At 43.8% G+C, this 12,105-nt stretch carries 9 protein-coding genes; all 9 read right to left on the bottom strand.

What is annotated here, in order from left to right; all coding sequences use genetic code 11:
* Nucleotides 1–292 precede the first annotated feature (292 nt).
* The 9 genes from NQ536_RS05510 to NQ536_RS05470 all read right to left on the bottom strand — a co-directional run bounded on the left by NQ536_RS05510 (nt 293) and on the right by NQ536_RS05470 (nt 12,097).
* Complete coding sequence (locus tag NQ536_RS05510) at nt 293–499, bottom strand: alpha/beta-type small acid-soluble spore protein (protein WP_004853193.1); 207 nt, start codon at nt 497–499, stop codon at nt 293–295.
* A 110-nt stretch (nt 500–609) separates the two neighbouring features.
* Nucleotides 610–1,677: a butyrate kinase gene (buk, locus tag NQ536_RS05505; RefSeq protein ID WP_004853195.1), complete on the bottom strand. Its 1,068-nt coding sequence runs from the start codon at nt 1,675–1,677 to the stop codon at nt 610–612.
* Nucleotides 1,678–1,741: 64 nt separating this feature from the next.
* A complete protein-coding gene (gene ptb, locus NQ536_RS05500; RefSeq protein ID WP_004853197.1) occupies nt 1,742–2,662 on the bottom strand; it encodes a phosphate butyryltransferase in 921 nt (306 codons plus the stop codon).
* A 98-nt stretch (nt 2,663–2,760) separates the two neighbouring features.
* The gene (locus NQ536_RS05495) at nt 2,761–6,912 is read right to left on the bottom strand and encodes an MSCRAMM family protein (protein WP_004853198.1); all 4,152 of its coding nucleotides are present in this window, start codon (nt 6,910–6,912) and stop codon (nt 2,761–2,763) included.
* Nucleotides 6,913–6,924: 12 nt separating this feature from the next.
* Nucleotides 6,925–7,155, bottom strand: a complete 231-nt coding sequence (locus NQ536_RS05490) for a hypothetical protein (RefSeq protein WP_004853200.1) — start codon at nt 7,153–7,155, stop codon at nt 6,925–6,927.
* A 203-nt stretch (nt 7,156–7,358) separates the two neighbouring features.
* Entirely contained in the window at nt 7,359–7,841 is a 483-nt protein-coding gene (locus NQ536_RS05485) for an S-ribosylhomocysteine lyase (RefSeq protein ID WP_004853201.1), read from the bottom strand.
* 12 nt (nt 7,842–7,853) lie between these two features.
* Nucleotides 7,854–8,552 carry a 5'-methylthioadenosine/adenosylhomocysteine nucleosidase gene (locus tag NQ536_RS05480; RefSeq protein ID WP_004853203.1) on the bottom strand — a complete coding sequence of 233 codons (699 nt, stop codon included), beginning with the start codon at nt 8,550–8,552 and terminating at the stop codon, nt 7,854–7,856.
* 10 nt (nt 8,553–8,562) lie between these two features.
* Entirely contained in the window at nt 8,563–11,043 is a 2,481-nt protein-coding gene (locus NQ536_RS05475; protein ID WP_004853205.1) for a transglutaminase-like domain-containing protein, read from the bottom strand.
* Nucleotides 11,036–12,097 carry a DUF58 domain-containing protein gene (locus NQ536_RS05470; RefSeq protein ID WP_004853207.1) on the bottom strand — a complete coding sequence of 354 codons (1,062 nt, stop codon included), beginning with the start codon at nt 12,095–12,097 and terminating at the stop codon, nt 11,036–11,038. The genes NQ536_RS05475 and NQ536_RS05470 overlap by 8 nt, the downstream gene beginning before the upstream one ends.
* Between the last annotated feature and the right edge of the window lie 8 nt (nt 12,098–12,105).

The raw sequence follows: 12,105 nt of genomic DNA, 5'->3' as shown, positions 1-12,105 counted from the left end.
GTGCCTTAGCCTTTCTTATAATTTATTTTAAGGCACTCAAGCAGCATCCATTTATCCTATTCTTATTATCAATGCAAACAAAAGTCCACATCAATCATCGATTATATCATAATGTGCAAATGATTGTCTAGCACATTATACTATAAAGTTGTTAAAGTTCTGGACGTCCTGCAGCTTTATGTCTCACTTTGTTAACGAAAAAAGCCTGATGTATTCATAATACACCAGACCTTTTTCTCTCCGTAATTTTCACGAAGACTTTTACGGTTATTTCAGACTATTCGGATTTCTCTTATCTGCCTGACATCTGCTCTTCCTGTCTCTTGATCATCTGACGAACCATCTCTCCTCCGATCGATCCAGACTGAGCTGAAGTTAAATCTCCATTGTAGCCGTCCTTAAGATCTACACCGATCTCCTTAGCTACCTCCATCTTGAACTTGTTCATAGCACTCTTTGCCTCTGGGACACTTGCCTTGTTAGAGTTTGAACTTGCCATTTCCCATTACCTCCATATAAATGATTTATAGATGTTTAAGACTTTCGTCTTGTTACTATTATGAGCAATATGGTGGATCTTATAATGGCAATTTCTGCTATAATTCAATTTTAGTACTTCATTGGCTCCTCTTCACCGTTCATGACTCTGAGTGCACCCTGTGCAAGTGCGAGAAGCTCATCCTCACCTGCATATACTGTAAATGGAGCTATGAAGCCAGCTCTCTTCTCAAGTTCTTCGCATGTATGCTTTGAATAAGCTATACCACCTGTAAGGATGATCTGATCCACCTTACCGCGGAGTACTGTAGCCATTCCGCCTATATCCTTTGCAACCTGCTGATAAAATGCATCCTGAACAAGCTTTGCATGCTCATCACCATCGTTCACAAGCTTCTCAAGATCTCTTGCATCGTTGCTTCCTATATATGCGTTGAATCCGCCCTTACCAACAAGCTTCTTCATAACCTCTGCCTGTGTATACTCACCGGAGAAACACATCTTTACAAGAGCTCCTGAAGGTACACCGCCAGCTCTCTCCGGTGAAAATGCTCCGTCACCATCAAGTGCATTGTACACATCTACAACTTTACCGTGATCGTGTGCACCAACTGATACACCGCCGCCCATGTGTACTACGATAAGATTGAGGTCTGTATACTTCTTGCCAACCTCCTTTGCGTATCTCTTTGCAACTGCCTTCTGGTTGAGTGCGTGGAATACGCTGATTCTTGGAAGCTCTGGAACTCCTGAAAGTCTTGATGATGGCATAAGCTCATCTACAACCACAGGGTCAACTATGTATGAAGGAACTCCAAGCTCATCTCCGATTTCTCTGGCAAGTATACCACCAAGATTAGATGCATGCTGTCCCTGCTTACCTATCTTGAGATCCTCAAGAAGATCATCGCTTACTGCATATGTACCACCAGGGATAGGCTTGAGCATTCCACCACGTCCTACACATACATCAAGTGTCTTGATATCAAAATTCTTCTCTGCAAGCACGTCAAGGATAACTTTCTTTCTGAAATCCTTCTGATCAACTATCATGTTGAATCCTGCCAGCTCCTCAGTTGTATGTCTGAGTGTCTCTTCAAATAAAAGTGTCTCATCCTCGAACACACCAATCTTTGTTGATGTTGAACCTGGATTTATTATAAGAATCTTGTAAGCCATTTTATAAAACCTCCATTTTCTTTAATGCACAGATCTGTATCTTTTTATTGTTTATTATATTTTATTATTTATTCTTCTTGAGTGACTCTGCTACAACGGCTGCTAGAGCTATTGAATTGAGCTTGACCTCAAATGTATCTGATCTCGATGTGAGGATTACAGGAGCATCTGTACCTGTAATGATACATCCGTTCTTGCACTTTGTTGTGTGAACAAGTGTCTTGTATACAAGGTTACCTGCATGTATATCTGGGAACAGAAGGATATCTGCATCTCCAACTATCTTTCTGTCCGTAGCACCCTTGTGAATAGCTGCTTCAGGCTCGATAGCCAGATCCATTGAAAGAGGACCATCAACGATACATCCTGTGATCTCGCCGTTCTCGTTCATCTTTGTAAGCTCTGCTGCCTCAACAGTAACAGGCATCTTAGGATTAACTACCTCTACTGCGGCAAGTGGAGCTACCTTTGGGCAAGGTATTCCGCACGCATGGGCAACCTCTACAGAGTTCTCTATAATTGACTTTTTCTCCTCAAGTGAAGGATATGTCATGAATGCAACATCTGTAAGATACAGAAGTCTGTCAATTCCAGGGATTTCAAATACACATACGTGTGAAAGCGGCTTGCCATTTCTAAGACCAACTTCTTTGTTAAGTACGCTCTTAAGGAAATCCTTTGTTGAGAGAAGTCCCTTCATATACATATCAGCCTTATGATCATGAACAAGTTTCACTGCCTTAAGTGAAGCCTCTATATCATCTGGCTCATTTATGATCTCATAACCTGTAAGATCCATACCGATCTGATCTGCGACCTCTCTGATCTTTGCCTCGTCACCCACAAGTATAGCATCTGCGATTCCCTTCTCCTTTGCTGCCTTTACAGCCTCAAGAATAGGCGCATCCTGTGCTACTGCAACCGAAACTTTCTTTATGCTGCACTGTGAAACCTTTGCCAATAAATCATCAAAACTTTTACTCATCTTTCGCACCTCACGTGAAAATTATTATTTAAACAAATCCATTTTTTATGTTATCACTAAAAATTATAAAGGTCAACATCATTGTACCATCTTACATATTATTGCAGATCTTCGTTTTTAGGAAATTTTTTTCTGTATATAAGCAATCCTGCCGACAATAGAACTGCCATTACAATAAACACAACCGTCAGTACCAGTGGAGCCCCATCTCCGGTTTCCGGAGATTTATTCTCCCTAGTCATCTCCGTTGTTTTATCCTCCGTGGTCTTTGTGGTCTCCGTAGTATCTGTTGTCTCCGTGGTAGTATTTTCCTTTTCATTTACAAATATGACCGGATTTTCTTTATTATATATTTTTTCACCTGTATCGATCTCAGTCGCTTCTCCTCTGTGCTCATATCCTTCCGGAGCTTTCAGTTCCTTTATGTAATATTTTCCGGCTGGAATCTGCTTAAACTCAGCATATCCGTCATCACCTGACACAGCTTTCATCACAAGCTTATCCGACAACTTTTCATACAGACCAAACTCCGCCCCGCAAAGGGCTGCTCCGTCATCTGCTGATTTTTTGTAAATGTACACTGATCCATAATGATTTTTTACTATACGCACAGGCTCATTCTCATACTGCCCGCTCTTCACTGTCACCTTTATGTGTCCTTCCGAATCTGCATCGACAGCCATATATCCCTCCGGAATATTGTCCTCCACAAGATAATATTCCCCAGGTGACACATATTCAAATTCCAGATATCCCTTTTTATCTGTCATTTTGCTGTCGACCTTTTCTCCACTCTCCGCAGAATACAGAGTAAACCGAACTCCGCCAAGAGGCTTATTTCCAACATCGTCAACCTTCTTTATCCGTATCTTTGCAATCTCATCGATCATTCTGACCTTCTGGGTTCCATAGTCATCATCCACCGTAAATGTTATTTCTCTGCTTTTCAGATATCCCGCCGGTGCACTACGCTCACTCAGCGTATATTCTCCCGGCTTTATATTCTCCACAATGTGCGCCGTCTTTCCTGTTATCCATCTGTCGACCACTTTGCCAGTACTATCTGCAAGCACAAGTTCTGCCCCCGAAAGCTCATCACTCCCCGTCACAGCGGTCTTGCTGATCTCCAGTCTCTTTTCACCTACATGCACCGTCTGCCCCTCAGACTTTATATCCTGGTGGGATGCTATTACCTCACCCTCATAGGTAGCATCTGTCAGGACTTCGTAGCACACCAGATCTCTGCCGCCAAGACCGGTCACATCAATAACAAAAGGAACATCCACACTCTGGTTTATCTCTTTCGCAGTGAACTCAACTCTGTTTACAGCACCTGCCTGCTCAAGCACCTGCTCGCTATCCTTATCAAGGACCTGTCCACTTATTGTATACACATGTCCTATCTCAAGTCCGCTCATGATCACAGTGTCCACTAGCACCGTCTCCGCCGCCGACTCAGGAATATTCTTGCCTCCCGTGTCCCTGAATTTTGCAACAGAATCCATCTCCGCAAATCTCTCATTTATGATATCGCCTATATCGATCACTTTGCTGTCAGAGTCAATTGTAAATGTTATAGTCTCCGCCGATCTGTACTTTCCGGAGTTCGCATCGCATCTCAGCTCACTCAGATGATATGTACCATACGGAAGTGCGCCTCTGTCGTCATCCGTATTCTCGTCCCCAAACCATATACCACATCCACTTTTTCCGGAATTCGTATCGAATGTATGCCTGATATACGATGCGCTACTCGAGTAAAACCCGTTTTCATCTGTATATATTACGATCGACTCTGATCTGTCATTATTTTCCAAAAGAAACTTTACCCCTGCCATAGTCCTACCTGTGTCCGCAGCTTTCTTGCTGAACTGAAAATCTCCACGGATTACACGGTTTCCGACTATCAATTCATTCCCTATCTCCAGGCTCACACTCTGCCCTTTGTTTGTGATATTTGTCAGGCATATTCCTTCACCGGCATCCGTTATTCTTTCACCTGTATCGCCATTCCTTATAACCGACTTTTCCAGGATATAACCAACCGGCGGCTTTGTTTCCTTAATGGTTATCGTTCCGGCAGCAAGCTCAATGTTCCCGTTCTCATCTATGACTGTCTCATCGCTCTTCTTTGAAGCTGACAGGTACTTTTTCTGTAGCATACATATCCCGTTCCTGTCCGTTTCAAGGATCCACGTCTTGTCCGGTCTGTCCGGAAGCTCGCTCAGGGAGCCATACATGCCATCATAATAGTTCACCGTAAACTCAGCGCCCTTAAGCTCTGCCTCACCCTGTGCATCGATCCCGGTTGAGGCGTCCTGCTTATATATGCTAAAATCTATCTTTCCGCCTTTTTTCTTATCTGAGGTGTTCCATACGATAGCATTGCCTTCTGAATCAGATGATATTTTTTCTCCGGCTGACAGGGTGCTTCCAGATGCCTTTATCTTAAGCACCGCCTTCTCTTCATTCTTCTCATACCCCGCCGGAGCCTTCTTCTCATATATCTCATACGTTCCAATTGGCAGACCAGTAAGTTCCGGCGTATTTGTACTGCCGTACTTTGAAGCATATACTATTCCTATTCCACATCCATCTGTCTTCAGCTTTGCTACGACCTGATCCGAGGTTATGGAACCCGACGCCTTTCTCACCACATAATAAACCGCGTTCTTCACCGGCTCCTGTGTATCTGCGTCCGTTTTCTTCAGACCGAATCTACCGGTCACCACATCATCCTCCGCCGCAATATGGTACGCTGTGGCCATACTTCTGACCGAAGTTTTCTCTGTGAGTTCAACTTTATACACCTTAGGATTGTATTTATATCCGGAGTTTACGACCTTTTTACCTGTGGATTTAAGTTTTCCTGTCTTGTTGTCGTAATCCCACAGATATTCATTTTCCGATACCTCATAAGCTCCAAATGGAAGCTTCGCACAGCTTATATCCAACGCGTTGCTGTATTCTTCCTTTTCCGTTTTAGATCCAAATACAACCTGCCTGCCCGTTGCCTTGTCAGCATAACACATTCCATTATATGACAGTACAAACCTGAACACATCACTACCGTTTTTGTCCCTGACATCGTACACGATTCCCTTATAAGAGTAATTCTCCGCTCCGTATATGTCTGCACTGTACGAATTCATATTTTGCAGACAGTTCTCCTTCTCATTATACTTTTTGTTTTTTGTGATCCACATATATCCGCTTCCGCCGTCATCACTCCAGTCAAGATCCAGTGAGACAGCACATTTGTCTGAGTGCTCGGCAAACAGAAGCTGCTGGTCAAGATTCGTATCATTGGAATCAGCCGTATACACAGTAAGTCCACTTTTTCCCTCCGCATATGTCATCCCCTCTTTTCCTGTGTACGACACTGCCGATGTAAAAAACACTCTGTCTCCTACATGAATGATTACATTTCCAGTCTTATAAATGCTGTATGTCTTATCACCCGGCCTCTTAACATGGATCCAGCTGTGCCCCGGCACACCTATTTCTATGTAGTTACCGGATTTCCCCTTCAATCTGAACAATTTTGTCCTGTTTCTCACGGTCTTTGTTCCCGGTATCGTATATCTTCTATAATTGCCGAGCGAGACAGACTGAACTTCTCCGCCCTCATCCCCCTCCACGACCAGGGACAATCTCGTCTCATTACTTTTAAGAGAAACACTTTTCTTATCCATCGAATTTATATAATCCAGATATTCTGAGATAACAGGGAAATACTGTCCATGTCTCAGATAATTGAGGGTAAGCGCCATGATAAGCTGCACATCGTTTTCACTCTTATTTCGGAAGCCCCCCCATTCATATTCACCATCCGGTCCGCATGCAAATGCCAGTCTCAGCATAATATCATCATTTTCCGAAAAGCTTACATTGTTCGTGCTCCTGACCGCATTCTTATTGTGGTCTCCGCAGTATGCCCTGTGATCCGTGCCAGTTCTGCGCACCGTATAAAATCTCGTATATGCTGCCCCAGCATAATATACAAGTTCTCCGCTGGTTATGCTGTTCTCACTACCCGCAGACGCTATCTCCGCCCCAGCATCCGTCCCTGTCGCCACGCCATCTGTTCCCTCATCTGCAAAGTAAACCTCAGTATGTACATCACTATCCTGAACTACTGACTCAACAGCACTTGAATGTATCTCATCCCTGTCATAAAACACCAGCAATACAACACTCACCGCCAATAACAAAGCCACTAAAGTCTTGCAAATATTCAATTTTCTCATATGCTCACCCTTTCACGCATTCTTATCATTATTATCACCCTTATCTCTTATGAGTTTCTGCTTCCAAAGAGGGACGTAGGTGCCATCAATGAAAATATCCACATTCTCATTGAGATATAGTTGTTCCTGTCTGTATTCATTGACAGACATTCCTGCCCGGTAAAACGGGGCATCATAGTAGAACGGATCTTCATATATGTTTTCCTTCTGACATTCTATGTCCTTTTCAGACTCAACCTTCATATCTTCCTCCTTGAATTTATTTGACCGTTTCCGGTCATTGATAAGCTGTTTATCTGCGCAAAAAAAAGCTTACGTGCATATTAAATACACGTAAGCCCAAAGTCAATAGAGTGGCACATATTCCTCAAATCAGCGCATTTAGGGGGTATTTTACCCCCTGATTTTACTTTTTGGAAGATCGCACCCCTTATTTTTCGATTTTGTTAACCTTCCGGATAATGCAACCTGCTATCGTCAATATTATACAAAACCTGTGACAGGAACTTCTCTGCAAGGTAGTTTGCCATATTGAGATTCATATCGAGATAGTTTCCACACTCCCTTGGATTTGCCCCTGGGATAGGATCGTGATAATGTCTTATGAACTCAAACATCGATATCATAAGCTCAACTATATCCTTTGACTCATAGTCACCGGAAAGTATGAGATAAAATCCCGTACGACAGCCCATAGGTCCAAAATATATAACCTTGTCCTTATACTCTTCGTTATTTCTGAGGTATGTGGCTCCCAGATGCTCTATGGCATGAATCTCCGCTGTGTTCATGACCGGCTCATAATTCGGCTTTGTCATCCTTATGTCAAATGTTGTAAGGACCTGATCACCTGCCATATCCTTTCTGGACACGTATATGCCCGGATTTAAAAGAAGATGATTTATCTGAAAACTTGCTATTTTATCCATTTCTCTAACCCCCTATGAATCAAATCTATTTATAATCTCTGTCATAAGTCTGACACTGTTGTCTATCGCCCTGGCAGCAAATGTCGGATAATCCATCTCGGCGCTGTCATCCGCTTTGTCCGATATGGCTCTGACTACGAGATATGGGACTCTGTTTAACACTGCAACGTGACCTATTGACGCGCCCTCCATCTCGGCACATCTACCGCCGAACTCCGATACAAGCCATTTCTTCTTCTCCCTGCTTGATATGAACTGGTCTCCGCTGACAACGCGTCCCGTGAATACCTTCACATCCAGCTTTGCAGCCTCAACCGATGCCTGTGCAGTCTCAAGGAGCTCAGTATCAGTCTTAAACACGCTGGTCTCCGTGTCCGGTATGATGCCCGGCGCATATCCAAGTGCTGCCACATCCATATCGTGCTCAACTGTATCTGTGGCAATGACTATATCTCCGATATCTATATCTGCGTCCAGCGAACCGGCAATTCCAGTATTGATGATGGCATCCACGGAAAACAGGTCTATCATCGACTGTGTACACATGGCTGCATTTACCTTGCCCACGCCACACTTAACAACAACCACATCCTTCTCACTGATCTGTCCTTTGTAAAATTCCATTCCAGCCCTCTGTACAATATGAAGACCAGATATCATCTCCTTAAGTCTTGCAACTTCCTCATCCATTGCTCCTATAATTCCAAGCATCTCATACCTCCTATATCTTTACAAACAAGTAAATTCTTCTCATGACCGGAACCGTTCTCCGGTATGCCTTCATAATATCCTGAAGCTGTTTCAACATACCATCAGTAACATCGGTCTGCCCAGTCTGCATATGTACAGATGGTGTATCACTATCTCCTGCAGCTGCCGCTGAGCGATCATATGATACAGCTTCTATTTTTTCCGCAAGGCCATCTATGTCAAACCCTTCAGATTCTTTCATAAATATGCCAAGCTGTTCTCTATGATTTCCCGCTCGCAGGAAATCCGACTCCGCCATTCTTGCATAATCGCACATATATCTGTAATATGCAACTATATTTTCTCCAATATCACCACTGTGATAACTCCGCACCCGAACTATTTTCCTGAATACGATAATACCTGTCCAGCCTGCGATGAAAGCTATGACCACGCATGCGATCACATATAATATCCACATGTATCTATCAAGTGAAAACGACACCGCGTTCGTACCTCCAGCCCCAGTCTGGTCTCCGTCATCCCCGCCTGCCAGCCAGTTGCCGAGTCTGCTCCAGAAATCCTGAGTATTTTCATCCTCGTCCTCACTTGACGGAGGTGTAAGTTCAACCACCTGCCACCTGCCATCTATAAATGCCTCTATCCAGGCATGGGCTGCACCATCGGTTACGTTCACTTGAACCACAGCCGTACGCCCAAGCTCTGAGTCTCCATTATAATAATCATCGTAGCTGAAATCGGTGGAATCAAGAATCTCGGCCTCAACAACATCCGAGTAATCTATGACATATCCCTCAACATACCTAGATGGAATACCCATATATCTAAGTATCAGAGTTCCCGCCGTGGCATAGTTGGCACAAAGGCCTTTCCTGGTTGTTTGGAGGAAATAGTTCACATAGTCCTCCCTTGCCGGCGTAGCCCCAGGATGGAGTGTATATGGGTAATTGTCCCAAAAGTAACTATACACCTTCTGTATACGCTCATCCACACTATCTGCATCTTTTATTCCTGCATTCTCGCAGAATTCCGCTACCACAGGCTGATTGATCTCTGGTATCTGAAGATACTTTTCATCTACATTTGACGTTTCCGGCTCAGACTGAACGTCCGGACTGTACTGCACCGTGAGAGTCCTACTCTCTGCATCATAGCTGTCTGTCTGTTCTGCATCAGCTGAATTGAAATTGATGAGAACTTTCCCAAGTGCCGTATCATAACCTGTGTAATACGGATAATATAGCAGATCGTTCATTCCGTCTTCGTTGCTTATATCCATCCTTCCAACCGGAACACCGCCTGTCATATCCGCAGATGGATATGTTCCATCCCTGTCCCTATTCCAGTGATCCCATTCGTATTCATCACCGACAAATGCTTTCAGGTATATACGGTCTGCACTATATGGTGTGAATCTTACCACAAGATCCGTTTCTCCATCGAATGTTACATCGGAAACTCCTCCCAGTCTGCCGCTCGCAAGGCCTCCCGTATTAGCCGTATTTCTCAGTGACTCAAAACCATACATTATAAGGTTTCCAAGTGGAGCCTCTATCTTTTTCTTGATGGAGCTATCCCTGTATCTGTAAAAATACCTGTCAACCGGCTTGACAACGGTCATCACCACAAATACTATCACACACAGCACGCCGATCTCGGCTATCATCTGTAGGGATGCCCTGTCGCTGTGTCTGTATACCAGCCACCTCTTCTTGGGCTCGCTTTTAAAAGTGTCGTCCGCATCTATTATCCTGAAATGCCTGTTACCCTTCAGACAGATAACGCCAGTCATTCCGGTTATTCCCATGATCATTGGAAGGATATCCGGTTCAAGTCTGAAAAACAGCGGAGCTATATACACAGGCAATGTAAATGCCACTGCCCACAGGACACTCATACTGTTGTTAAGGAATATGTTCAGTATTACTATCTGTATTGTTCCGATCGCTATCGCCGCTATCGGAACTGTGACCTTCCTGTTTTCGACAGCCTCCTGGAACACCTTCACCTCGGATGCACCATAATAGTCCGTCACATGGTCCAGAAATTCATTTATCATGGCATAAAAACCACTGTTTATGTATTTTCTGAACACCACCACAAACCCGATGAACAATACCAGAAACGCAACATACCACAGATCCCTTATCCACGTCTTTCCCGTCTTGAATATCCAGCTGAAAAACAAAGCCATCATGGCATATGCTGCAAATATCAAGGGGACATTGTACGCACACTCTATTGACGTGAGAAAACCCACCATGGCTCCCCACACCACAAGCACCTCAAGAACACATTTTGACAATATTCCGTGGCTGTCAGCCATGCCCTTTAATTCCTTCAGACTTCCCGTATGCTTTCCAAGCTTCCGCCTCGTTATCTCAGGTTTGTTGAGCAGTGTGGTGCCAAGACAAAACTCAAAGATATTTTCTTCTTTTTTATTTTTTCTTTTTTTCTCTAAATGCCTGCCATCTGGTTTTCTCCTACTCACTTATATATCCTTTCACGCAGTCTCCATATGTAAATACCTGTTCACCATCTATATCGTCCGCCGCAGTGACGGTAAATATTTTCCGGTCAGAGTCTAACAACTTCTGCATCATATCAAATCCAAGTCGGTATTCCGGATACGGGATCTCGTAGAACACCCCTTCCATCCACTCATGCATATCTCCATTGTTTTCAATGACTGTCTCTATCATGTCATCCCGGTTAACGCTCCAGTAATACATTGAAAACGGCACCCCCGCCAACAGCAGATATTTCCCAAGTCCATATGCTGCCTTCAGTATATCATTGAGAACGTGTTTTTCATCATCGGACAATTCCACACAGATGATAATCAAATCAGATGACATGCTCTCCCTCTCCTTAACCATCAGCTCATCACGTCCTGCCGAGAGCTTCCAGTGTATGTTCTGGAGCTTATCTCCGGGCTGATATTCCCGAATATCAACGACCTCTGAGAAATCATTTCCCTTGTGCCTTGTCTCCTCCGCCTCACTCATGCCTCCTGCAAGCGTTGTCATATCAGGTTCCACCTCTATCTCACCACCAGGAAAAACCTCTATCTCCTTTACCGCATCACTGGTTTTCTTTATCCTGATAAACCCAAGCCAATCCGTCACATATATCCGTTTTACAGACACCGTAAGCACTCCGACAAAAGACTCAGAAATCTCATAACTCACCACATTTGCTGCTCTTACATACGATGGCACGCTCAGTCTGTGATCCCCGGATATACCAAACAGACAATTCTCCATATGTATATCGATATCAACATTCATTACTGGAAATACTGATCTGTTGCCGAGTATGATATTCACAGGAAAAGGTTCATCGGTCTCCGTATCACCAATACCTCCACTGATCTCCACCGTCATATACCTTGCCGCCATAAATGCTGCAAATACAGAACAAAATGGCAGCACAATGAGTACGACCAATACCACCATATTGAAGTATGAGTGCAAAAAAAGAAGGAGCAGCAGATTCACAATAAATACAAGAATGTATCTGACAACATTCGTTACATGCATCATCTCCCGGT

Origin of the sequence: Coprococcus eutactus, from assembly GCF_025149915.1 — a bacterium.
Lineage (GTDB): Bacteria > Bacillota > Clostridia > Lachnospirales > Lachnospiraceae > Coprococcus > Coprococcus eutactus.
The sequence above is the reverse complement of the archived record's forward strand: the minus strand, read 5'-3'. Positions and strand labels throughout refer to the sequence as shown.

Coding starts and splice junctions, on each gene's coding strand:
- ptb (WP_004853197.1), bottom strand. CDS start 2,662: ATGAGTAAAAGTTTTGATGATTTATTGGCAAAGGTTTCACAGTGCAGC.
- NQ536_RS05485 (WP_004853201.1), bottom strand. CDS start 7,841: ATGGATAAAATAGCAAGTTTTCAGATAAATCATCTTCTTTTAAATCCG.
- NQ536_RS05470 (WP_004853207.1), bottom strand. CDS start 12,097: ATGATGCATGTAACGAATGTTGTCAGATACATTCTTGTATTTATTGTG.
- NQ536_RS05510 (WP_004853193.1), bottom strand. CDS start 499: ATGGCAAGTTCAAACTCTAACAAGGCAAGTGTCCCAGAGGCAAAGAGT.
- buk (WP_004853195.1), bottom strand. CDS start 1,677: ATGGCTTACAAGATTCTTATAATAAATCCAGGTTCAACATCAACAAAG.
- NQ536_RS05495 (WP_004853198.1), bottom strand. CDS start 6,912: ATGAGAAAATTGAATATTTGCAAGACTTTAGTGGCTTTGTTATTGGCG.
- NQ536_RS05480 (WP_004853203.1), bottom strand. CDS start 8,552: ATGCTTGGAATTATAGGAGCAATGGATGAGGAAGTTGCAAGACTTAAG.
- NQ536_RS05490 (WP_004853200.1), bottom strand. CDS start 7,155: ATGAAGGTTGAGTCTGAAAAGGACATAGAATGTCAGAAGGAAAACATA.